The sequence below is a fragment of the Pantoea sp. X-Soil-MYKO-1785 genome (assembly GCF_059730675.1).
The window spans coordinates 2,197,568-2,223,509 of record NZ_AP036000.1 but is presented as its reverse complement, the minus strand read 5'-3'; the positions used below and the strand labels follow the sequence as shown (position 1 = coordinate 2,223,509).

The 25,942-nt window shown below is 51.9% G+C and carries 26 protein-coding genes and 1 pseudogene; 19 read left to right on the top strand and 8 right to left on the bottom strand.

The features are described from left to right. Positions 1-9 precede the first annotated feature (9 nt). From AC6I8D_RS10605 to AC6I8D_RS10560, 10 genes are all read left to right on the top strand, one after another. Complete coding sequence (locus tag AC6I8D_RS10605; RefSeq protein ID WP_497820157.1) at positions 10-756, top strand: Ig-like domain-containing protein; 747 nt, start codon at positions 10-12, stop codon at positions 754-756. A gap of 51 nt (positions 757-807) precedes the next feature. Continuing rightward, a complete protein-coding gene (locus tag AC6I8D_RS10600) occupies positions 808-1,482 on the top strand; it encodes a DUF6246 family protein (RefSeq protein ID WP_497820156.1) in 675 nt (224 codons plus the stop codon). Positions 1,483-1,565: 83 nt separating this feature from the next. Next, positions 1,566-2,021 (top strand): hypothetical protein, encoded by a 456-nt coding sequence (locus tag AC6I8D_RS10595; protein ID WP_480255221.1) that lies wholly within the window; start codon positions 1,566-1,568, stop codon positions 2,019-2,021. Between the two features lie 60 nt (positions 2,022-2,081). Further along, on the top strand, positions 2,082-5,201 hold the full coding sequence (locus AC6I8D_RS10590) for a tape measure protein (protein WP_497820155.1): 3,120 nt from the start codon (positions 2,082-2,084) through the stop codon (positions 5,199-5,201). 3 nt (positions 5,202-5,204) lie between these two features. Further along, entirely contained in the window at positions 5,205-5,558 is a 354-nt protein-coding gene (locus tag AC6I8D_RS10585; protein WP_497820154.1) for a phage tail protein, read from the top strand. Further along, the gene (locus AC6I8D_RS10580) at positions 5,555-6,259 is read left to right on the top strand and encodes a phage minor tail protein L (RefSeq protein WP_233985006.1); all 705 of its coding nucleotides are present in this window, start codon (positions 5,555-5,557) and stop codon (positions 6,257-6,259) included. Before AC6I8D_RS10585 ends, AC6I8D_RS10580 begins: the two co-directional genes overlap by 4 nt. Beyond that, positions 6,259-6,984 carry a C40 family peptidase gene (locus AC6I8D_RS10575; RefSeq protein ID WP_497820153.1) on the top strand — a complete coding sequence of 242 codons (726 nt, stop codon included), beginning with the start codon at positions 6,259-6,261 and terminating at the stop codon, positions 6,982-6,984. The genes AC6I8D_RS10580 and AC6I8D_RS10575 overlap by 1 nt, the downstream gene beginning before the upstream one ends. Beyond that, positions 6,927-7,451 carry a tail assembly protein gene (locus tag AC6I8D_RS10570; RefSeq protein ID WP_497820152.1) on the top strand — a complete coding sequence of 175 codons (525 nt, stop codon included), beginning with the start codon at positions 6,927-6,929 and terminating at the stop codon, positions 7,449-7,451. Before AC6I8D_RS10575 ends, AC6I8D_RS10570 begins: the two co-directional genes overlap by 58 nt. Before the next feature lie 9 nt (positions 7,452-7,460). Further along, a complete protein-coding gene (locus AC6I8D_RS10565) occupies positions 7,461-10,595 on the top strand; it encodes a TipJ family phage tail tip protein (RefSeq protein WP_497820151.1) in 3,135 nt (1,044 codons plus the stop codon). Next, positions 10,595-11,554, top strand: a complete 960-nt coding sequence (locus AC6I8D_RS10560; RefSeq protein ID WP_497820150.1) for a hypothetical protein — start codon at positions 10,595-10,597, stop codon at positions 11,552-11,554. Before AC6I8D_RS10565 ends, AC6I8D_RS10560 begins: the two co-directional genes overlap by 1 nt. Here AC6I8D_RS10560 and cor read toward each other — a convergent pair. Next, a complete protein-coding gene (gene cor, locus AC6I8D_RS10555) occupies positions 11,543-11,767 on the bottom strand; it encodes a phage exclusion lipoprotein Cor (RefSeq protein WP_312759579.1) in 225 nt (74 codons plus the stop codon). The genes AC6I8D_RS10560 and cor overlap by 12 nt on opposite strands. A 167-nt stretch (positions 11,768-11,934) precedes the next feature. Here cor and AC6I8D_RS10550 point away from each other — a divergent pair, with 167 nt between their 5' ends. Beyond that, positions 11,935-13,167 carry a tail fiber domain-containing protein gene (locus AC6I8D_RS10550; protein ID WP_497820149.1) on the top strand — a complete coding sequence of 411 codons (1,233 nt, stop codon included), beginning with the start codon at positions 11,935-11,937 and terminating at the stop codon, positions 13,165-13,167. A gap of 584 nt (positions 13,168-13,751) precedes the next feature. On the opposite strand, the gene AC6I8D_RS10545 is transcribed toward AC6I8D_RS10550, so the two are convergent. Next, positions 13,752-14,021: a hypothetical protein gene (locus tag AC6I8D_RS10545; RefSeq protein WP_497820148.1), complete on the bottom strand. Its 270-nt coding sequence runs from the start codon at positions 14,019-14,021 to the stop codon at positions 13,752-13,754. 405 nt (positions 14,022-14,426) lie between these two features. On the opposite strand from AC6I8D_RS10545, the gene AC6I8D_RS10540 reads away from it, so the two are divergent. From AC6I8D_RS10540 to AC6I8D_RS10530, 3 genes are all read left to right on the top strand, one after another. Next, on the top strand, positions 14,427-14,666 hold the full coding sequence (locus AC6I8D_RS10540) for a hypothetical protein (protein WP_497820147.1): 240 nt from the start codon (positions 14,427-14,429) through the stop codon (positions 14,664-14,666). A gap of 2 nt (positions 14,667-14,668) precedes the next feature. Then, positions 14,669-14,992: a LexA family protein gene (locus AC6I8D_RS10535; protein WP_497820146.1), complete on the top strand. Its 324-nt coding sequence runs from the start codon at positions 14,669-14,671 to the stop codon at positions 14,990-14,992. 163 nt (positions 14,993-15,155) lie between these two features. Beyond that, positions 15,156-16,052 carry a LysR family transcriptional regulator gene (locus AC6I8D_RS10530; RefSeq protein WP_312054710.1) on the top strand — a complete coding sequence of 299 codons (897 nt, stop codon included), beginning with the start codon at positions 15,156-15,158 and terminating at the stop codon, positions 16,050-16,052. A 5-nt stretch (positions 16,053-16,057) separates the two neighbouring features. On the opposite strand, the gene AC6I8D_RS10525 is transcribed toward AC6I8D_RS10530, so the two are convergent. The 5 genes from AC6I8D_RS10525 to sapC form a co-directional block, all read right to left on the bottom strand. Then, on the bottom strand, positions 16,058-17,164 hold the full coding sequence (locus AC6I8D_RS10525) for a CMD domain-containing protein (protein WP_497820145.1): 1,107 nt from the start codon (positions 17,162-17,164) through the stop codon (positions 16,058-16,060). Between the two features lie 217 nt (positions 17,165-17,381). Beyond that, positions 17,382-18,170: an enoyl-ACP reductase FabI gene (fabI, locus tag AC6I8D_RS10520; protein WP_312054475.1), complete on the bottom strand. Its 789-nt coding sequence runs from the start codon at positions 18,168-18,170 to the stop codon at positions 17,382-17,384. 142 nt (positions 18,171-18,312) lie between these two features. Further along, positions 18,313-19,116 carry a putrescine export ABC transporter ATP-binding protein SapF gene (gene sapF / locus AC6I8D_RS10515; protein ID WP_031377775.1) on the bottom strand — a complete coding sequence of 268 codons (804 nt, stop codon included), beginning with the start codon at positions 19,114-19,116 and terminating at the stop codon, positions 18,313-18,315. 1 nt (position 19,117) lies between these two features. Next, a complete protein-coding gene (sapD, locus tag AC6I8D_RS10510; protein ID WP_031377774.1) occupies positions 19,118-20,113 on the bottom strand; it encodes a putrescine export ABC transporter ATP-binding protein SapD in 996 nt (331 codons plus the stop codon). Next, on the bottom strand, positions 20,114-21,004 hold the full coding sequence (gene sapC / locus AC6I8D_RS10505; RefSeq protein WP_031377773.1) for a putrescine export ABC transporter permease SapC: 891 nt from the start codon (positions 21,002-21,004) through the stop codon (positions 20,114-20,116). A 286-nt stretch (positions 21,005-21,290) separates the two neighbouring features. Between sapC and AC6I8D_RS10500 the strand changes: the two genes are divergently transcribed. The 5 genes and pseudogenes from AC6I8D_RS10500 to AC6I8D_RS10480 all read left to right on the top strand — a co-directional run bounded on the left by AC6I8D_RS10500 (position 21,291) and on the right by AC6I8D_RS10480 (position 25,312). Next, on the top strand, positions 21,291-21,467 hold the full coding sequence (locus AC6I8D_RS10500) for an Arm DNA-binding domain-containing protein (protein WP_312757350.1): 177 nt from the start codon (positions 21,291-21,293) through the stop codon (positions 21,465-21,467). A 429-nt stretch (positions 21,468-21,896) separates the two neighbouring features. Continuing rightward, positions 21,897-22,226 (top strand): annotated as a pseudogene (locus AC6I8D_RS10495) (DNA methyltransferase); the annotation flags it as partial. A 621-nt stretch (positions 22,227-22,847) separates the two neighbouring features. Further along, complete coding sequence (locus tag AC6I8D_RS10490; protein ID WP_312757096.1) at positions 22,848-23,081, top strand: hypothetical protein; 234 nt, start codon at positions 22,848-22,850, stop codon at positions 23,079-23,081. Between the two features lie 164 nt (positions 23,082-23,245). Beyond that, complete coding sequence (locus AC6I8D_RS10485) at positions 23,246-23,728, top strand: hypothetical protein (RefSeq protein WP_312757093.1); 483 nt, start codon at positions 23,246-23,248, stop codon at positions 23,726-23,728. Positions 23,729-24,124: 396 nt separating this feature from the next. After that, positions 24,125-25,312 carry a tyrosine-type recombinase/integrase gene (locus tag AC6I8D_RS10480; protein ID WP_497820144.1) on the top strand — a complete coding sequence of 396 codons (1,188 nt, stop codon included), beginning with the start codon at positions 24,125-24,127 and terminating at the stop codon, positions 25,310-25,312. Between the two features lie 185 nt (positions 25,313-25,497). Here AC6I8D_RS10480 and AC6I8D_RS10475 read toward each other — a convergent pair whose 3' ends face one another. Next, the gene (locus AC6I8D_RS10475; protein ID WP_497820143.1) at positions 25,498-25,845 is read right to left on the bottom strand and encodes a phage protein NinX family protein; all 348 of its coding nucleotides are present in this window, start codon (positions 25,843-25,845) and stop codon (positions 25,498-25,500) included. Between the last annotated feature and the right edge of the window lie 97 nt (positions 25,846-25,942).

Below are 25,942 nucleotides of genomic sequence, written 5' to 3'. Positions count from 1 at the left end.
GAATTACCCATGGCAGCAAATTGCCCAACGGACAACACAAAGTTGTTTGGCCGCGCCATTGTGCTCGAAGTAGCTGATGGTTGCGCCGATACAGTGCCGCAGGAGTCAGAGTGGAAGGCTTTGGCTGCCGGCACCAGTAAAGGCTTCGACTTCTCGCCGAACAGCGTGACGTCAGATGCCGATGACACCAAAGGCTACGTAGAGAACATCGTTACAAACGCTGACTTCACTATCTCGTTTGAGGGTGAGGTTCGCCGTAACGATAAGCTCGACCAGTATGGTGTTGGTCGCCTGATTAAGTATTTCAACACTGAAATTCAGGCAGCTCGACAGCCCACCCTCTGGGTTCGTATGGAGTTCGGGCCGATCACCTTCCAAGGGTACATGCTGATCAACGCATTGAGTTCTGATGGCGGCACTAACGACATCATCACTTTCTCCACCGAGTTTAAGGTGGCGGCAGCCGATACCATCCAGGTGGTAGATACCGATGACAGCGTTCCTGCTACAGGCGTTACCGTAACTCCAGCGACTACCTCCGTCGTAGTTGGTGCAACTCGCCAGCTGACCGGCGCCGTGTTACCGGCTGATGCAACTGACAAGTCCGGCACATGGACAACCTCAGATGCTACGAAAGCAACCGTTAACAGCACCGGACTGGTTACTGGTGTGGCCGCTGGCACCGCGACGATCACATTCAAGTCGAATGATGGTAACTTTACCGGAACTACGGCTGTAACGGTTACTGCTTCGTAACCATTCCAAATGGGCTGAATTCAGCCCATTGATAATGATTATGGAGACCACATGACGCCGTATAAAGAGATTGGTGAATGCCTCATCACGGTTGGTGAGGATGAATACTTCTTCCGGCCGTCATTTGCAGCAATGAGCCGAATCGGTGAGCCGCAGGAAATTGTTCAGACCTTTGCAGACCTGCACCACGATGAGCTGACACCGCTTATAGAGCGAGCAACAGACGCATATGGACACGTTCCCGCCTGGCTAATCGAACACATCCGCAGCTGCAGTTATGGCAAGAGAGCGCTTATGGCTGCCATGACTGTAATGCAGGCGTGCTGTGAGGATGATTTGTCGGATCTTATCGGTGAGCTCCGTCCGGCCAGAACAAAAGGCAGGCCATTTAAGCGCCGCATGGGCCTGATTGGGGACTTTGAGCTGCTGCTAATCGCTCAGTCCCTGATAACACACGGCATCATCGGCAAAGCGAAAGTACGCCAGCTGCAGCGCCATGAAAGCGGTAAGGCGACGACAGAGTTTAATGCCTTTGATTACGTCAGTGCGGCCAGAAATCATTTCAATATGGCGCGCTCAGAAGCAGAGCAACTAACGATGACCGAGTTTCAGCACATGCTTGCAGCCAAATACCCTGACCAGAAGGGATTCACGCGGGAAGAGTACGATCAGGTTGCAGATGACTACCTTTCTAAAAAGGCGAAGAGACTGGCGAAGGCGTCATAACACAAGCTCGATAGTTTTGTTGCTTCCCATTGCGATGCATCCCAGCTAGGATTTATCTCATCTTTTTGTTTGGGGATAGGGATATGAATAGTCGATTTTCAATTGGCGCACTGTTAGCTGGGGTATTCTTTTTATCTGCATGCGCACCAAGTCAACAGATGCAAGAAGCAAAAAAAAGAGATGCAGAGTTTGAGCAGTCGGTAAAAAACATCAACTTAGAAACTGCCGACGTGGGTAGCAAACCCACTGATTATCAGTCCTTAGTTGAAGGGGCAATTCGAGAGCAACTGAAAGACCCAGACTCTGCTAGATTCTCTGGGTTCACCACTCCTCGTAGAGAGGTAATGGTTGACCAGAGAAAGTTCATCTATGGCTATTCCACTTGCGTGTTTGTTAATGCCAAGAACTCATATGGTGGGTACACCGGCAAACAACTTTACTGGGCCTTCATTAGAGATAACAAAGTGCTCAGAATAAAAAGTACCAATGATGCATATGGGACAATCATCTTCCGTGGTCGCCCTATAAACTGTAACTGACAAGAAAAGTAAAAAAACACCTCGCCACGGCGGGGTTTTTTTATGCCCGGAGATAGATGAATGGCGAGCGAGCAGCAGGTTGGCAACATCGTTTATGAAGTAGAAATGAACGTCGCGAAGTTGCTGGAGAATCAAAAGCAGGTAAATGATCGCCTGGATAAGCTGCAAGGCAGCTTCGATAGCACGTCTAAGTCTGTTTCTGGCGCTGAAAAGTCATTTTCTTCATTATCCAAAGTCGCCAGCGCTTTGACGGCAGCTCTTTCTATCCAGCAGGTTGCAAACTATGCAGACGCTTGGACGACGCTGAATAACAAACTTGCCAACTCTATCCGAACTGGTGAAAGCCTCGCAGAAGTTACCCAGCGCGTCTTCGACATAACCCAATCTACGCGCTCAAGCCTGGACGCAACAGCATCCCTATATGCCCGCCTCGAGCGCGCTACTCGTGAATATGGCACAAGCGCTGAGAATGTAGCGAAGCTAACTACAATCATAAATCAGGGATTTGTTGTATCGGGCGCAACTGCTCAGGAGGCTGAGAATGCCATCATCCAGTTGTCTCAGGGCTTAGCTTCAGGGGCGCTGCGGGGTGAGGAATTTAACTCAGTAAACGAGCAAGGCAACCGGCTAATTGTTGCCCTGGCTGATTCAATGGGCGTCAGCATAGGCCAGATGCGAGCCATGGCGGCCCAAGGAAAGTTAACAACAGACGTAGTGGTTAATGGCCTGCTGGGTCAAGGCGATGCAATTGGTCGCGAGTTTGCCAATACAACGCAGACGATAGGTCAGGCATTCCAAGCAGCCGGGAACAATATCACTCAGTTCGTCGGAAGTTCGGCAACGGTTAAAGCTGGCGTGGCTATCTTCAATGATGCAGTGATTACCCTGAGCGAAAACCTTGACGTAGTATCGACTGTAATTCTGGCCGTAACCGCTGTGATGGGATCGCGCTATGTAGCGGCGCTTGTTCTTGCCACTCAGAAGCAGCTAACCCTAGCCGCCAGCGCATACAGCGCTGCAACCGCTCAGGGCGCACTATCGGCAGCGTCGGCAGGCCTTCGCGGTGTAATGGCTTTGGTCGGCGGACCAGCAGGAGTCGCCACGCTTGCCGCCGCAGCGATATTCTATTTTTATCAGAAGGCCCAACAGGCGAAACAGGAAGCTAATGATCTCGCTGATAGCGTCAGCGGCCTGGTCAGCAAATTCCGTGAAATGTCTGCGACTGAAGTTGGCGCATCCATCGCGCGGTTGAGAGAGGCACTACCTTCACTGACCGACGGCGTTGAAAATGCTGAGAAGGCTTTTAATAACGCAATGTATCGCGTAAGGGATTTGCGCAAAGAAATCGACAACTGGGGAGTGAACACCACCCGAGGCCGGCAGGCGTCAGAGGCGCTGTCTGGTGCAATGGACCAGCAGAACATCGCCGCTGAAACCCTTGAAAAGGCACAACGGCGCCTCAGTCAGACTCAGAGCGCAATCACACTTGGTCAGGCCCAGCTAACCACCGGGCTGAAGACGGGTATTGATTTGCTTGGCCGTGAATCAAAGGCTGCGGGCGATGCTGCCGGCATGATGAACCACTTTGCACAGTCAGTTAACCTAGCTGCTACTGCTAAAGAGAAGTTCAATTCCTCAAGCCTGCAAATTCCTCGCAGCGCAGATGCTGACAAGTACAATCAGCAACTTGAAGATGAAAATAAACTACTCGCCATAACCGACAAGCGTCTGCGAGCAGTTACTCAGGCTCGCATGGATGCCTCCAGCAAGGGTGGTAACGCTAACCAAATTAATACCGCAGGGGAATTAGCTGCTGCTCAGTACGATCTCCAGCAGGCAGAGTCAAGCAGAACCAAGGCAACCAAGGAAACTGCAAAAGCAGAGACACAAGCTGAGCAGGCTGAAAAGCGCCGGCAGAAGTCTCTGCAGGAGCTGACAGATCAGGTAGCTGTTGCAGAGCTTCAGTACAAGGGGCTCAACAGGGAGGCGGCTCAACTGGCTGCAATTCAGGATCTGGGAGCTGGTGCTACTTCCACCCAAATTAAGCAAGCCGCTCAGCAAGCCGGGCAAATATTCGACATTCAACAGAAAGCGGCAGATAGAAAAGCTGCTCTTGAGCAAGATGCTTTTGTGAATGCAGCAAGGCAGAGAGATCAGGATTTAGCTCAGGTTCAAAGGCAGCTTGCAGCCGGAGATATCAGCTTCGAGCAAAGCCAAAAGCGACGAGCAGACATTGCGGCGACGTACTCAGAGTTTATAGCTCAGGCCAACGCAAAGTCTGCAGTCACCCCTCAGCAGACTGCCACTGGAGCTATTGATCCTGTACAAGCGCTGGCGAATGAGAACGCTCAAAAACTAGCCCTTATTCAGCAGTTCGAGCAGCAAAGAACATTGACGGAGGAGCAGGGGCTGGCATTACGCAATGATGCTAATGCTCACTATGAGCAGCAGAGAATCGCTGCTCAGTGGGAAATTTATCGTAACCAGAGCGCCTCAAACAGCCTTCTTGCAGATGCGATCGACTCTTTGCAGGGAGGAGCTTCAAATGCCATAACTGGGCTGCTTAATGGAACCCAAAGCTTAAGCGAAGCATTTGCAAATATAGGTAGCACGATTCTAAACAGCGTAGTTAGCGGGCTGGTTGAGATGGGCCTTCAATATGTAAAAAACATGATTGTAGGTCAGGCGGCGGCGACTGCAGCGCTTGCTGCAACCGCGGCGCAAGCAACGGCGGCAGCTGGAATGTGGGCGCCTGCGGCTGTTAGCGCATCAATAGCAACCATGGGTGCTGCCTCTACTGTAGGCACTACGGCCTATTCAACCTCACTACTTGCATCTAAAGGCTTGGCAATCGCTGGCGCTCGTGAGCACGGCGGGCCCGTCAATGCCAGCAGCATGTATCAGGTAGGCGAAGGCGGAAAGCCTGAAATCTTCAAAGCCAGCAATGGCAGCCAGTACATGATCCCCGGCGACAATGGATCTGTAATCAGCAACCGGGATATTGGCGGTGGGGGCGGTGCCGGCGGTGGGCTTGTGATGAATTTCAACTTCGACATTCAAACCACTGGCGGCGTTGACGAAGCCACGCAGAAGCAGATGGCGCAAATGATGCAGGCCGTTGCCATTCGGACTATCAAAGACCAGCAGCGCCCTTCAGGTTTACTCAGTAAAGGTAGATAACCCATGCCAGAAACTTTCACATGGAGCCCACAAAAGGGCTTCACGGGCGACCGTACGCCTGATGTAGCCGTAGTAAAGCTGGGCGATGGTTATGAGCAACGGCAGGTTAAGGGTATCAACCCGTTAATGGGGCGGTACCAACTGACGTTCGCAGGCTTCGACGATGCTAAATGCTCCCGACCTAATGCAGCTAAAGCGGCCGATGCGTTCCTGAAAGCAAGGATGGCTGTTGAAGCGTTCTACTGGACGCCATCGGATACCGGCGTGCAAAGACTGTATGTGTGCCGGTCATGGTCGCTGAAGAAGACCGGCAATCAGCATGAACTGATGGCCACGTTTGAGCAGGTGCCACGATGAGAGACATACCAGCAGAACTAATCATCGAAAGCACTGACTCGGGTGTTGGCGCGATGCTCGACCTTTTCGAAGTGGACCTTCAGTCATTCGGCGGCGATGTAATTCGCTTTCATGCAGGCACGAACGGCTATTACGGCGACGTCATCTGGCAGGGCCGACAGTACTCAGCCTATCCGATCGCGGTTGAGGGATTCGAAACCAAGTCCGAAGGCACATACTCTCGCCCGACGATGAAGGTAGCGAACATCACCGGGCTTATCACCGGTATCAACCACGACTTCGATGATGCACTGGGGGCGGTAGTTACGCGCCGGCAGGTGCTGGTGAAGCATCTCGACGCGGTGAACTTCCCGAATGGTAATGCAGATGCAGATCCGACTATGGAAGCCGTGTCTCGTTACGTCATCGAGGAGATGGCGGAAGAGACATTCGAGACCGTGACATACAACCTCGCGACACCTGTTGACTGCGATAACGCCATTATACCGGCTCGAACCATTCTGGCGGATGTCTGCCAGTGGGTTTACCGCGGCGACGGCTGTGGCTATTCAGGCGGTCCGGTTGCTGATGAGAAAGATAATCCAACCTCTGACATGTCACGGGATAAATGCTCAAAGCATCTCACCGGCTGCCGCATGCGATTCCCTAAACCTGAGCCGCTGCCCTATGGCGGCTATCCCGGCTCTGCCAAGGTCTCCTGATGATTGAAGATGAATGCCTGGCATATGCAGCGTTATCCCGGGATGAAGTGTGTGGCCTGATTATTGATGACGCTCGGTTCATGCGTTGTGATAACCAGCACCCGGACCCGGGGCGAAACTTTCGCATAAGCGATACAGATTGGATGAGAGCAGAGGCGGCGGGAGAAATCACCGCCGTTTTTCATTCCCATCCGGAGCCAAAACTCGTTCTTTCGGCTGCCGACAGGGTGGCGCAGATATCTACCGGCATTGAGTGGTGGCTGGCAAGCGCCGGCAGGCTTCGAAAGTTCCGACCGGTACCGTATTTACTGGGCCGCCGGTTCGAACATGGCGTGATGGATTGCTACACGCTTTTCCGGGACGCCTACCACCTGTGCGGTATCGACCTGCCAGACTTCGATCGCACTAACGGATGGTGGGTGAGGGCTGAGAACCTCTACCTGAAGAATATGGCTGTCAACGGATTTTACGAAGTTACTCCGGCCGACATTCTGCCGGGGGACGTCATCATTCGGCGCGCATTCCCTGAGTCAGACCCTTGCCATGCAATGCTCTGGCTCGGGGACAACACCGTAATCCATCACGAACTGGCCGGGCGCCTCAGCCGCCGCGAGCCTTACCGGCAAGCCTATGTAACCCTGACGCACTCTATATGGAGGCATGAACAATGCTCATCTTTAGATTTGCGGGGAATCTCCGACGACATTTCCGCCAAATCACTCTGAACGTCGATACACCCTCGCAAGGCCTGCGCCTTCTGCTTGCTCAATGCCCCGAATTCAAACGCGATTTCTATAAAACCCGCCTGCGGCTTCGCATCGATGGCGGTGACGTGTCACTGGATAACCTCGAATTCCACATGAACCGGCACCTGAAATACGGTGCGACAGTCCTATTCGTGCCGATTGTTGAAGGGGCAATCAGCGCCGTAGCTGCAGTCTGGATCATGGTGGCCGTCACGGTCGCCTCGGTTGCTTACTCGCTCTATATGACCTCACACATGAAGACGCAGAGCGCTGCAGACCAGGACACAAACTCCATAACCAACAACTCTTTCACCAGCGCAGAGAACCGAATCGGCCAGGGCCGGGCGGTTCCAATACTGCTTGGCGAAATGGTGGTTGGCAGTAACGTTACCTCTCTCGGTATTGATACCAGCAACAATCAGGACTGGGATATTTCTATCAGTTAAGGTGAAAGCATGAGCTCAGGCGGCGGTGGCGGAAGCACTCCAAAACTTATCGACGACAACCTCAAATCAAAGCAATTTCTCAAAGTCCTCGATCTCATTTCAGAAGGACCGATTTACGGCCCGGTAGACCAGAACCACCTTTCCTCGTTCATGCTGAATAAGACGCCCGTTACTGATGCAGCTGGTAACGTAACAATCAACGGAGTCAGCGTGGCATGGCGGCCAGGCTCTGCAAATCAGTCCCCGATCACCGGCTTTGATGCGATTGAATCAACCACTATCGTTAATACGGACGTAACGCAGAGCACGCCGCTGGTGCGCACGGTAACTGATACTGACGTGACTCGCGTGCGAATGAACATCGGTGTAACCGGTCTGGTAGAGCAGGATACCAAAGGCAACCAGCACGAAACCTCGGTGACCATGGTGATCGAGACGCGCAACGGTTCGGCCGGCTCATGGAATATCCAGAAGACAGTGACTATCAGCGGGAAAATATCAGGCGAGTACCTTGAGGCGCATATCATTGATGCTCCGGTGCAGAAGCCATTTGATATCCGTCTGCGCCGCGTCACTGCTGACAGCTCCAGCGACCTGCTTACTAATGGAACGATCTGGAACAGCTTTACTGAAATCACCGACGATAGCCTGTCATACCCATATTCGGCCGTAGCCGGCGCAGTGATTGACCGGGACCAGTACACCGACACGCCTACCCGCACATATCATCTGCGAGGTTTGATTGTCGATGTGCCGGATAACTATGACCCGATCGCCAGAACATACACTGGCATCTGGACCGGCGGGTTTAAATCCGCATGGACCAATAATCCCGCATGGCTGTTTCGCGCTTTAGTGAAAAATACGCGTTATGGGCTTGCCCGCCGGGCAGGCTACATCGACGTTGATGATGGCAGCCTTTATATCCTGTCTCAGTTCTGCGATCAGCTTGTTGATGATGGCTATGGCGGCAAAGAACCACGCTTCACCCTGAATGCTTATATCACTGAGCAATCCAGCGCCCGCGACATTCTCGACAAGATTGCAGGCATGTTCCGAGGCATTGCTCTGTGGGACGGCATGCGCTTCTCAATCATGCTGGACAACCCGCAGGACCCGGTGGCAGCTGTAACCAACGCCAGCGTTGTGGATGGGCTGTTTACTTACAGCTCCATGAAACGCTCAGAGCGCTTTAACGCCGTGGTAGTGTCCTGGACTGACCCAAACAACGGATGGGAGCAGGTCAAAGAATACGTCTCTGATGACCAGATGATTGACCGTTACGGCTATAACGAAACGACGCTGGAAGCCTTCGGTTGCACCTCCCGCGGGCAAGCTTTCCGGGCCGGGAAATGGCTGCTGGAAACCTGCAAGAGAGAGACCAAAAAAGTCACTTTCAAGATGGCGCGAGATGCTATCGCCTTCATTCCGGGCGATGTCATTGAGGTCATGGATAATGACTATGCCGCCACCCGGCTTGGCGGCCGCATCATTTCTCATAGCGGAGCCGTGATAACAGTGGATGCCGATGTTTCATCTCTGGCCGGCGGCGGCGACACAATGTCGCTGATGGGCTCGAATGGCAAATTCACCCGCTATCCGATCGCATCAGTTTCTGGTCGAATCATCACCCTGCGCACTGCGCCGAATTGGGTTAAAGACGGAACGATATTCGTCATCTCTACTGGTGACGTGGCAACGCGCCTGTTTCGCGTTATGGGAGTCTCTGAAGACGAAAATAACTCTGTCTACAGCATCTCAGCAACGCTCTATGACCCGAACAAGCAGGCGGTTGTGGATGATGGCGCTGTATTCGAAACGCCTAACGATACCCTGAATGGATATCGTGTCCCGAACATCGAAAACCTGCGGATTATTAATGTAAACAGCGAGACTATTCAGGTCACAGCAACCTGGCAGACAGCGACGCTGACCAAGAAGATCGTGTTCGAACTCTATGTTTATAACGCGGACGGGAAGGTGGTTGCTCAGTACGAAACAGACCAGTTTCGCTATGACTTCTATGGACTGGATGCCGGTATCTATACGCTGGGCGTGCGTGGCCGTAATGAAAACGGCATGAAGGGTGCCGAAACTCAGGTCAGCCTGGTGATTGGCGCACCTTCTGCACCTTCGTTCATACAGTGGACACCAGGCATCTTCTCGGCCGATATCGTGCCGGTGATGAATGTCAGCGCAACAACAGATACTACATTCGAATTTTGGTACACAGGGGAGGTGCCGGCCAGCTCAATCGGTGCCGTGGAGACGGAGGCGCAGTTTCTCGGAAGGGCTTCACAGTGGACACTGCATGGCCTGAAGGCTGATAAAACCTACTACATGTACGTCAGGACCAAAAACGCGTTTGGCGTGTCGCCTTTCGTGCAGGTATCGGGTCAGGCATCTTCCGACATCCCTGGTATGATTGATTACATCGATAAGGCGATAAGAGAGTCGGAAGCATTCGACCGTCTTACTTCCAACATTGATACGAACATTGAGGGGATACTGCAGAACGCCCTGAACCTTGATGCATCTGTCGATCACCAATTCGAAGCTTACGGACGCAATCGCGCCGATATCATCTCTGTAAGCCAGACGGTTGCAGACAATAACAGCGCCTACGCTCAGAAGTTTGAGCAAATTCAGGCGCAGTCAGACCAGAACACAGCATCTGTGCAACAGGTCTCCAGCGCTTACTCTGACCTCAGCGGCAAACTTTCTGCCCAATGGGGCGTGAAGGTGCAGGTAGACAATAACGGCAACAAATATGTTGCTGGCATGCAGCTTGGTGTGGAGGGGAATGGCGGTACAACCCAATCATTTGCCCTGTTCAGTGCCGATAACTTTGGCATCTACAACACCACCAACGGCACCTATCAGCTCGCATTCACCGCCGTTAACGGACAGGTGTTTATGCGGGATGCCTTCATTAACTATGCCTCGATTACGCTTGCCAAGGTTGGCTCGTGGTATTCGTCGAATTACGTCGCCGGTCAGACAGGGACGATCATGCGTTCCGATGGTTCATTTGAGCTAAACGGGCCAGTTTCAGGTCAGGGCAAGTTTGTAGTGGATAACAGAGGGGCCGCCTGGTACAACGCTAGCGGTCAGTTGGTGTGCTCAATGGGGATTCAGAGGTAATGGCAGGATTTCAGGCTTTTATTAACGGAACCTCTTTCGATGCTGTAAACGCCATGTCATACAATTTTATTGCTGACGTGGCGTCAGTATCAGGAACGGGCAGCAAAAGTTATAGTTTGCCGGGGTTCTCAATAAGCGCAGCGATAATTGGCGGAAGAACTTCAGCGGGAACAAGCAATATAACTTACACGGTATCTGTTTCCGGCCAGACTGTCTCATGGGCAGGGGTTGATATAGTCTCAAAGTTAATCGTAACCGCTACACCAACTACAACGTTGAGCTATGCAGGATTCGTATATAACGACTACTCAGTCAATCCGCCGATATTCAAACTTGCACCGACATTCACGCCATTTAACCTTGTTCAGGTAATCGATCTTACACCATCCTTTAGTCAGATTGTGCAGACCAACGTTCCGGTCAGTACTCCCTTGATAGCATTTCACAGGAGCCTGGCGGCATCTGGATTCAATCACGTGTGGTGGAATGAGATTAATCAGAATGGGTATTGGGCGATTCAGTTCAGGCCTAACTTTGGCTACCCGATGACCGCAACCCGAATTTATGTTTTTGCCAAGATGATGGTAAACGTACCTTCAGGTGGCTTCTTCATGTACAACAATGGTCAGATGGTCTGGCACAGCAATTGCCTTCCCTTGCAGATGCAGACTGGCTCAACAACCAACGCCGGTCAGCCGGTTGCATCTACCAGCGGTGTTTCGGTAGTAGTTAGTCAGCCTTTTGACCCAGCCTTCCCAAATACAGGAGTAACGCTTTACAACTGCTATAGCGGGGGAGTGAATAGCTCTGGCAACTACGAGGCTAGCGGTGGCGATCTATTTGCATCTTCTAACTATCAGGTCCCACAGGGTAGGCCGCCGGCTTATTCATGCGGCCCTCCGGGATTTATATACTGCAATGTATATGACTCATATTACCGTCAGGCGCTAGGGGTTTAATCGATCGCATGCTGCCGTGTCGGTAAACTGTGATTTGTCTGTCCATGTATAAAAAGGCTTGCCAGCAAGGTACTTTCCTTCCTCGACTTTAAAAACTGCAATGTCGTACTTTTGTTTATAGATAACAGCTTCGTTATAGCAGATGGGGGGCGAGTTAGAGACGCAAGCTGAAAGAGTCATTGCAACACAAATGATAGTCATTACCTTTTTCATTTAAATATCCTTTTTTGATTATGTGCAGATTTTAGATCATGCACTGACTGTGTGATTAAGTAAATTGAAAAGAAGCTTGGCTTTATTTTGCTTAATTGAAAAAACTGGAAACCATTCCAAATAACACCCGGCCATTGCGCCGGGTTTTTTATTGCCCGGAGAAAGCTATGCCAGCAGGCACTATTGCACTAACTAACAACTCAACCGCAGTTACCGGCTCAGGCACTAATTTTTCCTCTGAGCTGAAGGCTAACGATTTCCTGGTAGCCATTGTGGGCGGGGTGACTTACACACTTGGCGTGCAGTCAGTTAACTCAGCGACCAGCGTGACACTGACTACGGCATACAATGGGCCGACAACTTCAGGGCTGGCATGGACGGCGGTTCCTAATGCGGCGCTGGTTGGGATTACTGCTCAGGTAGCAGCGGATGTTGCCAGGGCTATTCGCGGGCTCAATCTCGACAAGGCTAACTGGCAGCAGGTATACAGCACTGCCGGCAATATCACCGTTACGCTGCCAGACGGTACTCAGTACAGTGGCCCATCATGGAAAAGCCTGGCAACTTCCCTTGCAGGACTTGGGAATTCAGCAACGCGCAATGTGGGAACAACGTCAGGGACAGTGGCCGCAGGTGATGATTCGCGGCTTAATACGGTAAATGGTAAAAGTGGCGGATTAATAAGTGGTTCCGTGACATGTGACCAGCCATTTAACTCAACTGTTTCTGGCAATTATGGTTTTGTTGCAGCCACTACAGCCGCTGACGCGACGGGTCAGACTGCTCGTGGAATGCTGATTAGAGGGTCTTCTACTTCTTACGATGTGCAAATCCACTACCGACTTGTTGACCTCCAGTATCACTGCGTGCGCTTTATCCAGAACAGCACGGAGATATTCCGGGCTAACAGTAACGGGGCTTGTTATGCGGCCTCATTCAACCCGACATCCGATTCAAGACTTAAGTTTAACAAGCGTTTCATTGGTAATGCGCTTTCCAGGTCCATGACGCTAAGGGGTATGACCTACCAGATTCAGGGAGAGGCTCGGGCAGGTGTTATAGCGCAAGACGCACAAAAAATACTTCCAGAATCCGTCACTGTCGGCGGTGAAGAAATAGTATTAGAAGATGGAGAAATAATTAACGATCAGCTGTCTCTGGATTATGCCGGGATTACGGCATTGAATACTGAGGCATTAAAAGATGTAGTTAAGTTGATGCTAGAGTGTCTGACTGACCCCGATTCAGCCAGGGCCAAACTTACAGAACTGGTTGATTCTATCAACGCATCAACAGATGACGCGAACGAAACTGATATGCGAATGGAGTGGGCTTTAGTCAATCAGTCTGAAACGCCACCAGAGCAACCAGCGACAGACTCACCTAATGCTGACCATTAAAAAAGCCCGCCTGAAGCGGGCCAATCATTCGGATGTTGTTGTTTCTGGTTATATATACTGCTGTGTGCGAAGAGCATCATAGGCTTTAGTTGCACAATTAGTAACCTCTGAGATGAGATATAGAATAGGCTCACTGACTCAAGGCCATTGAAAGCTGAGGTTTCTTCTATCAATGCCAGTTAATAAACGTATGAGGCAGGCATAAAAAAGCCCGGCGACCGGGCAATGACTCAGCCGCTCCTGTCTGAGCAGGTTGCGGGGTGGGTAATTTGATATTAGTCATCACTGAAACTGTGGGCAAAAAAATACCCGCCCCCCAATGAACAGGGCAGGTACAAAGTGAGGTGAAGCGCTAGAGCGCGCATGGGTGCTCTGTTGTTATCGGCCTCTCTACAGTGCACACAAGAAGGGAGTGGGGTGGATTTCCCTTCTTGCGTCAGATTGGCAGAACTATCCGTTTCCACCTATCTTCAGAAAGTCTATTGATAATGAATTCAACAACAAGCGTAAGCGGTAAGTTTTTTTTGTGTAGTGCTGCTGAACGTGTGACACAAAAAACCCGGCGCGGTGGCCGGGTTAAAAGGTTAAGCAACACTTCGCATCTTTAAGCCATCATCGTAGCCCATAAGGTATGCTGTGAAGGCATCCTTGTGGCGAACATAGCTTGCTTGGCTCTCAGCAAGTTCGCTAAGTACGCAATCGTCACTGGATTTAGGAACGCCAATCATTGCGTGCCATTTACCTAAATCATATGCACATCCAGCGCATTTGTGACGACCTGTCTGCCCCTGGTTCTCTGGAAGAACCTCAAACATCTGGTTGCAGCGATGACTCTGTTTACAAATTTTCTTCATAAAGCGCACCTAAAATTAGGCGCCGAACGCTTTACACGGGATCTCGCTTGAGATAGTCTCTTTGGCGAGATCTCAAGAAAACATTCAAGCACTGACTGTTTTTATTGGCCCTTAACTGTTGACGCAGTTAGGGGCCTTCCCTTATGTGCAGATCACTATTTGACCGCACAATATCGGGATAATATCCAGGCAGCACAAAAACCTCAATAAAAAGATCAGCTTAACTGCTGTATTTTTTCACATCTGTGCATTAATCCAGTTTCACCTCATATCAAGTCCACCGAAAACTAAAATTCTTTTCCTACCAACAGCTTTACAATTCCTTCAATCGCTCCGCCTTGATCAAAACCACCGATCGATATTACTGTTTATCCATACAGTATTTATCAAGGGAGGATTTTCATCATGGCGCGCAACAGCGATATCAAAGGCGCATTTTTACAGGCCATAAGCAGAGACGGCAGGGGGCGGCAGGTAGTAACCACCGGCGCATTCCAGCGAAGCCTTGAGGCGGTCAATCATATATGGACGCTGCAACAGTGCAACCAGTGGATACGTCGCGAACAGAACATGTTCAGGGAACTGGTAACTGATGGCGGCGACAACCGTACTTACGCACTGATGAACATGGGATATGTGAGGTAAATATGGGCTTTCCATCTCCTGCGCAGGACCATATTGAGCACCGGCTTAACCTGAACAGCATTCTGATGCCGAACCCGGCCAACATGATGCGCATTGAAACGCCGGAAGGATTCGTACTGGTAGACCGTTCTATCCCACCCAGACCAGGCGACACCGTCGCATATCAGCTTGAGGATTACCCGCAGATTGGGAAATTGTTCCCCAGCGGCATCATCACGCAGGATGGCGAGACGATCGACGGTCAGGGGCTTGAGGAGGTAGTGGTGCTGGGAAAGGTCACGGCCGAGGTTTTGGCTGTATATGAGCCTTACCGGCCGACTATCTGATGAGACATGTTTCCAGCTGTTTGAAGCGTGGCTATATTAGGCATAAGATGCTCCCAATCCCGGCGATAAAAAACATAGCGAAATTTTATTTAGTACAGCAACTAGTACATAAAAATAGATTCATGCAAAATGAAGCCACCTAAGTCATTGATGGTAAAAGAATATCGACATCAAACAATTAATTTACCTGTGTAATCTCGAACGCGAACGCCATTTTGGCCGGGCCGCCGAAGCCAGTTTTGTCACCCAGCCGACCCTGTCGATGCGCCTGAAAAATCTGGAGCGTGAGCTGGGCCTGTCGCTGATTAATCGCAGCAATAACTTTGCCGGTTTTACCCCGGAAGGCGATCGGGTGCTGGCGTGGGCGCGGGAAATCGTCTCGGTTTACCAGGGACTGAAGCTGGAAGTAGAGTCGCTGAAGCATGGGGTCAATGGCACCCTGCGACTCGGGGTGGTGCCACAGTGCAGCGTGGCGTTGCCGCTGCTGCTAAAGGCGGTGCAGGCGCGTTATCCGCAGCTTGATTACCGGATCGCGGTGCTGAGCGCCGACCAGCTGCTGGAGGCGCTTAACAGCCACACCGTGGATGTTGGCATCGGCTTTTTTGAGATGGCTACGCTGCGCGAACTCCATTTTCAGACGGCAATGCTGGCCGATCGTGGGGTCGAGGCGATCTTCCATCCCGATCATTTTCCCGATCTGGTCTCTGCTGAGCCGCTCACGCTCAGTGAACTGGCGCAGCAGCCGCTCTGCCTGGCCGAACAGACGCGTTACTTTCGCCGCTATCTCGACATGGCGTTTCGCGAAGCGTCGCTGGTGCCGCGGGTAATTGTCGAAAGTGCCTCGGTGATGCAGCTAATGCAGTGCGCGCAGGTCGGGCTGGGATTACTGGTCTCACCGGTCGGCCATTTGCTGCCTGCTTCCCTGCAGGGATTACAGCAGCGGCCGATTACGCTGCCGCCGATGGCGCGCGAAGCGGCGCTGGTGATTGCCGAACCGGGACGCGCGACGCCTCTGGCGCAGCACTTTTTCGACGAAGCGCGCGGGCAATTACCGGTTTAAGTCGCTTACTGCGCCTCGCCCAGCGCATAACAGAGACGGCTGTTCCAGTTACCGATCGCCACCGACTGAATCAGATCAAACAGGGCATCGGCTGACCAGCCTGCCTCCGCCAGCGGTTGCAGATGTGCGGCACTGAACCGCTCCGGCGCACGAGTCAGCTGGGCAGCCAGGGCGATAATTTGCCGCTCAATCTCAGGCGCTTCCGCCTCATCCACGCCCGCTATTAACGCCTCGACGCCTGACAGTTGCTGGAAAGCCCAGCGACTGCCAAGGATACGCGCAGCGGTCGCTTCGGCCAGCGGCTGACCAGCAGACAGCTGCCGACGCAGCATTACCCAGCCATACAATACCGGGGCATCATGCGCCAGCAACCACACCGCATCCTGCATGCCGGCCAGCGCCTGACTGCGGGTCACCGCCGCCAGCTGTTCGGCACTGGCGTAGCGCAGCTCCAGCGGTTTCAGCGCCGGACGCCAGACGGTTGGTTTGCCAAAGCCCGCCGCATCCGCATCCGGCGGCGGCGTAGTGCCGGGCAGCCAGCGTACCGGCTGGGCCTGCAGCGCCTGCAGTCCGGCGACCACTCGTGCCTGATAGCTGACAAAGCCGATCAGCTGATTGAGCGTCACGATGTCCGGCTCGGTCAGTCCCACCGCATCAAGCGCGGTAATGGCACTGGCGGTAATCAGCTCCGGCTGCATCGCCAGCTGACGAGCATACTGGGTAATCTGGGTCAGGCGGTTATTGCTCTCACGGGATGAATCCGGCCCCGGCAGGGGATTGAGGCGCGCCGAGTAGTGATTACACAGGCGCTGGACGCCCGCCACCTGGGCGACGGTCAGGGCGGTACTCAGGCGATCGTAAAGGGTCAGCGTGTGGGTCAGCGAGGTCACAACGCGGTCGGGGAACAGCAGCTGGGCCAGATCGCGCGCCGCCAGCAAGGCGGGCTGGTTAGCGCGTAACAGTGACGGCAGCTGATCGTTAACACATCCCAGCAGAAAACGGTCATCGATATCGGCGGCTTCAGGGACCAGCGGCGCGGCCTGCGAGGTACGTGGACTGGTCTGGCTCTCGTAAAACCAGTGGTTATGGCCCGGATAGCGGCGTTGTTCCATGATCAATCCTTTTGCAAAATTCTGGTTCGGCATGCAGGCGGCAGAATCTGAAAAAATGCATAAACCGAAGGGCAGACGTATCGTCGCCGAAGGCCAGGCCTGGGCAAAAGAATGATCGGTGATAATTAATAGCGTTACGGTATAACGAGAGGAAAATCAGGCAGGAAGGGGCAAGAGGCAGGAAAGAGAAGGGCGAGTCAGACTCGCCCTTGAGAACTTATTTCAGTTCCAGTTCATTCATTGCGGCGATGCTGAAGCCGCCATCAACGTGAACGATTTCACCGGTGATGCCGCCCGCCAGATCGGAGCAAAGGAAGGCGGCTGAGTTGCCGACATCTTCAATGGTGACGGTACGACGAATCGGGGTAACCGCTTCGCAGTGCGCCAGCATCTTACGGAAATCTTTAATGCCTGATGCCGCCAGTGTACGGATTGGACCAGCAGAAACGGCGTTCACACGGACGCCTTCCGGCCCCATCGCATTGGCCATATAACGCACGTTAGCTTCCAGCGACGCTTTCGCCAGGCCCATCACGTTATAGTTCGGAATGGCGCGCTCAGCACCCAGGTAAGAGAGGGTCAGCAGCGCAGAGTGTGGATTCAGCATCGCACGGCACTCTTTGGCCATCGCAACGAAGCTGTAGGCACTGATGTCATGGGCGATTTTAAAGCCTTCGCGGGTTACGGCATTCACATAATCACCATCCAGCTGGTCGCCAGGGGCGAAGCCGATGGAGTGAACGAAACCGTCAAATTTCGGCCAGGTTTTTGCCAGTTCAGTGAACAGGGATTTGATGCTTTCATCTTCGGCTACGTCACACGGCAGAACGATGTCTGAACCCAAATCTTTAGCAAACTCTTCCACACGACCTTTTAATTTGTCGTTCTGGTAGGTGAAAGCCAGTTCTGCGCCCTGTTTGTGCATCGCCTGTGCAATACCGTAGGCGATGGAAAGTTTACTGGCAACGCCAGTAATCAGAATGCGCTTACCGGAAAGAAAACCCATAGCTGTAATCCTTATGGTCATTGTAGTTGGCGGTCGCAGTGTTTAAAAAGTAGGCGACCGACGTTGATCGACGTGCGGATTCTAGCACGTCTGTCAGAGATCAGGTAAATCAGCCCGCAATTTCCGGGATATGCAGCAATAATCAGTGCTCACGCCGCCAGGCTTCGGCGGTTAACGCCTCACCAAAGTGGCTGCTGATCAGCCGTCGGGTCAGATCGTGCAGCGGCGAGGCCAGCACATCGGCGGTGCCGCCGCGCTCCACCACTTCGCCCTGATGCATCACCAGCACCTGATCGCTGATGTGCTTCATCATACCCAGATGCTGGGTGACATATATGTAGGCGATGCCGTGTTTTTCCTGCAGCTCCAGCATCAGATTAACCAGCTGGGAGCGCATGGTCATGTCGAGCGAGGCCAGCGCCTCATCCGCCACAATCACTTTCGGTTGCAGGATCAGCGCACGCGCCAGACCCAGACGCTGTTTCTGGCCTGGGGCCAGCATATGCGGATAATAGCCGGCGTGATCGCGTAACAGCCCGACCTGACGCAGCGTGGCGATAATGCGCTTTTCGCGCGCCTCTGCCGTCAGATCGGTATTGAGCCGCAGCGGAAAATCAAGGATCTGACTGACCCGCTGACGCGGATTAAGCGAGGTCGAAGGGTCCTGAAAAATCATCCGGATGCGCTGACTGCGATAGCCGTAATCACCAAAGCTAAGCGGATGATCGTCAATCAGGATCTCGCCTTCGGTCGGCGCGACCATGCCGCTGAGCATTTTTGCCAGCGTCGACTTGCCGGAGCCGTTTTCGCCGATAATCGCCAGCGTTTGCCGTTCGCGCAGGGTAAAGCTGACCGATTTCACCGCTTCAACGTGCTGACGACGAAACAGGCCGGTGCGATAGCGGAAGGTTTTACTCAGGTTGCGCACTTCCAGCAGGGTTTCCATCTTACTGGCTCTCCATGTTCAGCGGGAAATGGCAGGCATACAGGTGCGATTTGCCGCCCGCCAGCCGTGGCGTTTCAACGCATTTGCGCTGCGCATAGGGACAGCGTGGCCCCAGCCGGCAGCCGATCGGCAAACTCTCCAGCGACGGAATTGCGCCCGACAGCGTATTCAGCCGGCTTTTATGCGGCAGGGCGCGGCCAAAGTCGGGCATGGCGCGGATCAGCGCCTGGGTATAAGGGTGATGCGGGGTGCTCATCAGATCGTCACTCTGGGCGGTCTCAACCGTCTGCCCGCAGTACATCACGTTAATCCGATTGGCCCATTGGCTCATGGTACGCAGGTCGTGACTGATCAGCAGAATCGTGGTGTTGTTATTCTGATTGAGACGACTCAGCAGACGGAAAATTTGCGCCTGAGTGGTCGGCTCCATGGCGTTAGTCGGCTCATCAGCAATCAGCAGGCGCGGCTGATTCGCCAGCGCGATGGCGATCATCACTTTCTGGCATTCACCTTCGGTCAGCTCATAAGGAAAGCTGCGCATGATATCTTTGTGATCTTTAATGCCGACGCGATGCAGCAGCTCTATGGCGCGGGTTTTGCGCCAGAACCAGAAGCGCTTCAGCCACGGGCCTTTATAGGTCCAGCGCGGGATCGCCTGCATCAGCTGCCGGCCAATACTTTCTGACGGATCGAGACAGGACTGCGGCTCCTGAAAAATCATCGAGACGTTATGGCCAATGATGCGGCGGCGCTCGCGGGGTGACAGGCGCAGCAGATCGACATCATCAAAAACCATCCGGTCGGCGGTCACGCGCCAGTTATCTTTGGTCACGCCGCAGATCGCTTTTGCCACCAGGCTCTTGCCCGAACCTGACTCACCTACCAGGCCGCGAACTTCACCTTCGCTCAGGGTCAGATTAACGCGATCGACCGCTTTGACCGGCCCGTCGGCAGTCATAAATTCAATGGTGAGATTACGAATATCGAGTAACGGCATCTATTCCACTCCCGCTTCGACGGCGCGACGGAGGCCGTCACCGAGCAGGTTAACAATTAATACGCTGACCATCAGCGCCACGCCAGGCAGCATCACCGTCCACGGCGCGACATAGATCAGTTCAAGCGAATCACCCAGCATCGCACCCCATTCCGGCGAGGGCAGCTGTGCGCCCAGGTCGAGAAAGCCCAGCGCGGCAATGTCCAGAATCGCCATCGACAGGGCGCGGGTAATTTCACTGATTAATAATGGCAGAACGTTGGGCAGGATGGCGTAGCGCAGGATATTGCGGCTGCTGGCACCGTCCAGCCGCGCCGCGACCACATACTCTTTTTCCAGCTCATCATGCACCGCGCTGTAAATTTCGCGCACCAGTCGCGGCATCAGTGCCAGCCAGACCGCCAGCAGCGCGTGCTCCAGCCTGGGCCCGAGAAACGCCACCACGATGATTGCCAGCAGCAGTGACGGAATCGAGAGCAGCGTATCCAGCACGTGGTTCATCACCGCCGATCGCACGCCGTGGGTCATGCCGGCCAGAATACCCAGCACCAGCGCCCAGAATGTGGCAAACAGCGTCACCAGAATCGCTGAACCAACGGTCGGACCGGCACCGCTCAACAGGCGGCTCAGCACATCGCGGCCTAAATCGTCGGTGCCGAGGAAGAAAGAGACATCGCCATAGCGCGACCACGACGGCGGTAGCAACTGATAGCCGAGGAACTGCTGATCAATGCCGTAAGGCGCCATCAGCCCGCCAAAAATGCACAGCAACAGCAGCGCGCCGAAGCCGTACAGACCGACCATCGCCGGAGTATCGCCATAAAAATGGTGCCAGCTCTGACGAAAAGCGCTCGGCAAGCGTTTTTCGGCGTAGATATTATCGGAGGGCATAGGTATCCGCTTTAATGTGGTTTACTTTGTGCAGCTTTGATTTAAAAAAATAAATCATATCAGGTGGTTATCTCGTATTTGTGCTTTATGATGTTCGACTGTCGCTTCAGCTGATCGACTTTAATTTGTGCATTTTTTGTCCATCTATGCGTATGCGCTAAGAGGATGTACACATTGCTCACAGATACCACACTCAGGAAATCGCTGGGTAAGCGCCGCGACAAAGTTGAGATCATTTCTGATTCACATGGACTGAATGTCAGGCTGACCCTCTCAGGGGCGTGACATTTTTTACCGGTATCGCCGGGAAGGTAGACCCATTCAGCTAACTATAGGGGATTATCCTTCGATATCCCTGTCTCAGGCAAGGGAACGGCGTCAGCAATTTCGCTTATGGCTTTCTAAGGGTTACGATCCTCGTCGGCAGGTTGTGCTTAGCAGATTGAAAAATGTGAGGCAATGACGGTCGAAGAGGCGTATGACTATTGGGAAGAGCATCACTGCAAACCCGAAGGCATGATAAAAATTCACATGAACCGGCAGAACGTCCGGAACCACGTTAAGCCGGTGCTGGGGCAAAGGGGGGGAAATCACACAACCCGGAGCCACTGGCTTATATGCGATTTTTGATGGTGACAGGTTGCCGTAGTACTGAAATCAGGACGGCGAAAGGGGAATGGTTTAACTATGAAGACAGAACATGGACGGTTCCTGCCAGTGAATATAAAACCGGTAAGACAAAAAGGAGGGCTTTACCTGATGCAGCTAGCGTCATGGTTAAGAGGCATCAGGAACAGTCTATCACGCAGCATATCCTTACACGCCCCCGTTACAAATAACCGGAAGAACCGCTGGTTGATCATTTCCGTGATGCATATTTAGCCCGCAGCAGGAATATAGATCGCTCCGCAGATATTTTGCTCTCTCGGTAACGATTCCCTCTACAGACGTGTGAACATCTAAACCGGTTCAGTTTTATCCCGGCAAACATCCGTGTGAACAACCCGCCGTTATGCTGGCGCAGGCTATCAATGCCAGCAGCAGGCCGGGTGATGTGGTTGCTGATTTTTTCATGGAGTCAGGCTCAACATTGAAAGCGGCCATGAAGCTGGGCCGACGAGTGATGGGTGTTAAGCTGGAGAGGGAAAACTTTCTGCAGACAGCAATAGAGATGAAAGAATATGTAGGAACGGCATTTAATTTAACACGAAAGATGATGTAAAAATAAATCAGTTGCCGGATTCCATTATTAAAATATAATCATTGTTAATGTAATTAACGCAGACTTTAAAAATAACGAGATTAATCTCACAGTTAATAAAATTGAATGGTTTTTTGTTGAATTCTTTTAACGCGCCGCCCTAATAAAAATATCTCGGCTTAAAGTAAGTGGCTGTTTGTATTGTTTATTTATTTAGTTTTTAATCTCCGGTAGTGGTTTTTGATAATTTTACCTGTAAGTGTTATAACAAATTCGCAGCGCTGCTCAGGGTTACTTATGGATAAGACTGTTGGAGATAGAATATGGAAATGTTGAATAAAGCACAGTTAATAATGACTGCTGGTGCAAGCGGTGCATATGATCCTGCCTATGCTGGAGCCAGTGCCCGTCGAAGCCAGCATGGAGGTTATGGCGGACAGGCCAACGGGTTCGTTGGTACAAACTCATGTGGATTGGATTTGGGTTCGATCATCAGAGATCACCCCTGTGCAACGGGTATTATTGCCGGTGCTATATCTGGTGCAGGTTCATTGCCAGCTATGGCAAAGGGGATTGCCGGAGGGGCGCTAACTGGGTGCTTTGCTGGCGGAAATGGAAACGGCGGCGGTTCGGGGAGTAATTATGGTGGACAATGCACCTGGTAGAGAAAAAAAAGTTAAAAGCGCCTGCATTATACCAGGCATCCTGTTGGCTGCAGTATTTTTAACCTCAGTAAATATTTTTCCTCATGATGGATTGATGGGTTTTCTGCCGTGTGAAATTGCAAAATTTTTTGTGATTTTATTTTGTTTTTATGGCGGTATTTCCCTGCTCAAAGACTTGACGCTTTACTTCATGAGTGGAAAAGGAGAGTAACACCGTCTGATAAAATAAGCTCGCTTCTGCGAGCTTTTTTTGTTTCTGATAATCTAATGACTTTAGGGGTAAATAATACCAGAGCCATTGAGAACCAGCGCTACTGTCGGAACGGTAGCAGCGGGAGCATTGTCACGTCTGCGCTGGTGAGGTTTATAACCTCTGTGAATTTTTCAATAGCGTTCGAAGCGATTGCCGGGTCGATATGTTTTATCGTCGCAGCCAGCGATGTGGCGCGAATACAAATTTTTGGATATTTTCTTTTTGAATACGCGGCGGATGTATTTGGTGTTGGTTTTGTTGCTAAATCGGCATCCGGGATGCTGATCGAACGCGTGATATTTGAGCCGGAAGATGCTCACTCCCTGATGATGTCTTGCATGGCGTTTCAAACGGTATGTGATGCCGATCAGGTAATAGCCGATCCCGGATTAACTGACGTCGGCGGCACTGGCGGGCTTAAAGTGCATCCGGCTGGAAGGATTTTTGCTGGTGAATCGGTCCGCCAAATAAGGCCGGGTGATGTTGTGGCATACCAGTCAGAAGAATACCTGCAACTGGAGAAGTTGTTCCCGTCAGAAATAATCACTCGGTACGGCGAGACGATCGATGGCAGCAGGCTTGATGGCGTCATAGTGCGGGGATAAGTCATCGCCGAAGTGCTGGCTGTTTATGAGCCATATCGGTGATGACCTGTACTTTATAAAAATTTTTCATCTAAGCAGCCATTACGGCTGCTTATTCATAAAGACACAATAAAATTTGTTTACATCAAAGCGTGCCTGAAACCTTTTAATAGCTATAAAACTGCCAACTGCATGAATTTTAATAACTATTAATTCTATCCGTACGCGCTATCGGAGGGCATATGTATCCGCTTTAATGTGGTTTACTTTGTGCAACTTCGATTTAAAAAAACAATTCATATCAGGTGGTTATCTCGCATTTGTGCTTTATGATGCTTTACTATGGTTTAATCTGATTAGCTTTAATTTATGCACTTTGTGTACACTCTTGCGTATACGCCAAGGGGGATGTACACATTGCTTACAGATACCAAACTCAGGAAAGCGCTGGGAAAGCGCCGCGACAAAATAGAGATCATTTCTGACTCACACGGTCTCAATGTCAGACTGACCATCTCAGGGGGCGTGACATTTTTTTACCGGTATCGCTGGGAGGGCAAGCCCATCCAGCTAACTATAGGGGATTATCCGTCGATATCACTGTCGCAGGCAAGGGAACGGCGGCAGCAATTTAGGTTGTGGATTACTGAGGGGCTAGATCCTCGCCGGCAGGTAGCTCTGGACCGGTTAAAAAAAGTCGAGGCCATGACTGTAGAAGAGGCTTTTGTTTACTGGGAGGAGCATTACTGCAAACCAGAGGGCCTTATTAAGATCCATAAAAACCGACAGAACTTCCAGAACCATGTTAAGCCGGTATTAGGTCAGATGATTGTTAATCACACGACGAAAAGCCACTGGCTCAGCCTGTTCGATGGCATGGGGAGGAGGGTCGTTACCGGCCAGATTCTCAGTCTGATGCAAAGGGCCTTTCGCTTCTGTCACAACAGGGGCGTGATAGACGTCAACCCGCTGGTTGACCTGCGGCGATCGGATGTAGCAATAGCTGCAGCAATGAAAGACAGGGTCCTTTCTGATGATGAAATCCGGCTTGTCTGGGACACGCTGAATGAAATGCCGGTTCGCCAGCAAATCATCATGCGGTTTCTGATGATGACTGGTTGCCGCAGTAATGAGATCAGGGTGGCGAAATGGGATTGGTTCAACTTTAAGGAAAGGACATGGACCGTGCCATCCAGTGAATATAAAACCGGTAAAACTATAAGAAGGGCGCTTCCAGAGCCAGCAGTACTAATGCTTCAGCAACACCAAAAGCAGTCCATAACGAAGCATGTAATTACTCGGTCCCGTTACAAATCACCCGAAGACGATAAGCCACCGGCCCAGCCAAATATTGCTTTCTTCTCACAACAAATAATCATGAAGACTGGGATGAAGGAATGGTCGCTACATGACCTGCGGAGAACTGTAGCAACGCGCCTTTCTGAACTCGGCGCGCCGCCACATGTGATTGAGAAGCTGCTCGGGCATCAGATGGGAGGAGTCATGGCACGTTATAACCTTCATGACTACCTTGAGGATCAACACATCTGGTTAGATGTCTGGGTCAGGCATCTGGAGAAGGTGATTGCGTGCCGGCTGGCATAATATTAACTTCCTCTTCCCATTTAAGCAGGTCCGCTCCTCGCCAGCGCTTAGGGCTTCCCCCGATCGTTGGCTTGGGGAAAGGGCGACTGAAGCATGCTGGCATTCTCTCTGGCGTACTCCAGAAGTAAAGTGTGCTGCGAGAAATCTTGTAACGCTTCAGAACGTCAGGTGTGAGCATGATTTCATCAGCTTGCATTGTTGCCCTCCTCAAAATCTCTAATCATCAGATACACGATCATTGCTGCTCTTAGCGGGTTTTTGTGACGGGCAGCAGCGCCGCTTTCATGTCTTGCTTCCCACGTTGTTTTTGATGCCGGCGCAATAGCGATCCGGTTACGGACGATAATCTGAAAGCCGTCTTCACTTCGTGAGCACGGGCAGAAGGTGTACTTATGGCTGATGCTGCCGAAGCTCCGCGTGTACTGAGCACCCTTTGGATTATGGGGGTGCACCTCCGCCTCGTACTTTGGATTTTCCAGCCTGCAGACCAGCACACTAATTTCACCGTCTGTCATCTTTTTATAATTAAGCATTCAGCACCGCCGCTTTAATGAAATTGAAGATAGCTTCGAGCAAACTTGACCATGCTAGGTATGTATGGACTCCAGCTACGAAGCCGAATCCGATTAC

Excerpts from the sequence above, each read along its gene's own strand:
- AC6I8D_RS10605 (WP_497820157.1), top strand. The coding sequence starts at position 10 with ATGGCAGCAAATTGCCCAACGGACAACACAAAGTTGTTTGGCCGCGCC.
- AC6I8D_RS10600 (WP_497820156.1), top strand. The coding sequence starts at position 808 with ATGACGCCGTATAAAGAGATTGGTGAATGCCTCATCACGGTTGGTGAG.
- AC6I8D_RS10595 (WP_480255221.1), top strand. The coding sequence starts at position 1,566 with ATGAATAGTCGATTTTCAATTGGCGCACTGTTAGCTGGGGTATTCTTT.
- AC6I8D_RS10590 (WP_497820155.1), top strand. The coding sequence starts at position 2,082 with ATGGCGAGCGAGCAGCAGGTTGGCAACATCGTTTATGAAGTAGAAATG.
- AC6I8D_RS10585 (WP_497820154.1), top strand. The coding sequence starts at position 5,205 with ATGCCAGAAACTTTCACATGGAGCCCACAAAAGGGCTTCACGGGCGAC.
- AC6I8D_RS10580 (WP_233985006.1), top strand. The coding sequence starts at position 5,555 with ATGAGAGACATACCAGCAGAACTAATCATCGAAAGCACTGACTCGGGT.
- AC6I8D_RS10575 (WP_497820153.1), top strand. The coding sequence starts at position 6,259 with ATGATTGAAGATGAATGCCTGGCATATGCAGCGTTATCCCGGGATGAA.
- AC6I8D_RS10570 (WP_497820152.1), top strand. The coding sequence starts at position 6,927 with ATGCTCATCTTTAGATTTGCGGGGAATCTCCGACGACATTTCCGCCAA.
- AC6I8D_RS10565 (WP_497820151.1), top strand. The coding sequence starts at position 7,461 with ATGAGCTCAGGCGGCGGTGGCGGAAGCACTCCAAAACTTATCGACGAC.
- AC6I8D_RS10560 (WP_497820150.1), top strand. The coding sequence starts at position 10,595 with ATGGCAGGATTTCAGGCTTTTATTAACGGAACCTCTTTCGATGCTGTA.
- cor (WP_312759579.1), bottom strand. The coding sequence starts at position 11,767 with ATGAAAAAGGTAATGACTATCATTTGTGTTGCAATGACTCTTTCAGCT.
- AC6I8D_RS10550 (WP_497820149.1), top strand. The coding sequence starts at position 11,935 with ATGCCAGCAGGCACTATTGCACTAACTAACAACTCAACCGCAGTTACC.
- AC6I8D_RS10545 (WP_497820148.1), bottom strand. The coding sequence starts at position 14,021 with ATGAAGAAAATTTGTAAACAGAGTCATCGCTGCAACCAGATGTTTGAG.
- AC6I8D_RS10540 (WP_497820147.1), top strand. The coding sequence starts at position 14,427 with ATGGCGCGCAACAGCGATATCAAAGGCGCATTTTTACAGGCCATAAGC.
- AC6I8D_RS10535 (WP_497820146.1), top strand. The coding sequence starts at position 14,669 with ATGGGCTTTCCATCTCCTGCGCAGGACCATATTGAGCACCGGCTTAAC.
- AC6I8D_RS10525 (WP_497820145.1), bottom strand. The coding sequence starts at position 17,164 with ATGGAACAACGCCGCTATCCGGGCCATAACCACTGGTTTTACGAGAGC.
- fabI (WP_312054475.1), bottom strand. The coding sequence starts at position 18,170 with ATGGGTTTTCTTTCCGGTAAGCGCATTCTGATTACTGGCGTTGCCAGT.
- sapF (WP_031377775.1), bottom strand. The coding sequence starts at position 19,116 with ATGGAAACCCTGCTGGAAGTGCGCAACCTGAGTAAAACCTTCCGCTAT.
- sapD (WP_031377774.1), bottom strand. The coding sequence starts at position 20,113 with ATGCCGTTACTCGATATTCGTAATCTCACCATTGAATTTATGACTGCC.
- sapC (WP_031377773.1), bottom strand. The coding sequence starts at position 21,004 with ATGCCCTCCGATAATATCTACGCCGAAAAACGCTTGCCGAGCGCTTTT.
- AC6I8D_RS10490 (WP_312757096.1), top strand. The coding sequence starts at position 22,848 with ATGGTGGACAATGCACCTGGTAGAGAAAAAAAAGTTAAAAGCGCCTGC.
- AC6I8D_RS10475 (WP_497820143.1), bottom strand. The coding sequence starts at position 25,845 with ATGCTTAATTATAAAAAGATGACAGACGGTGAAATTAGTGTGCTGGTC.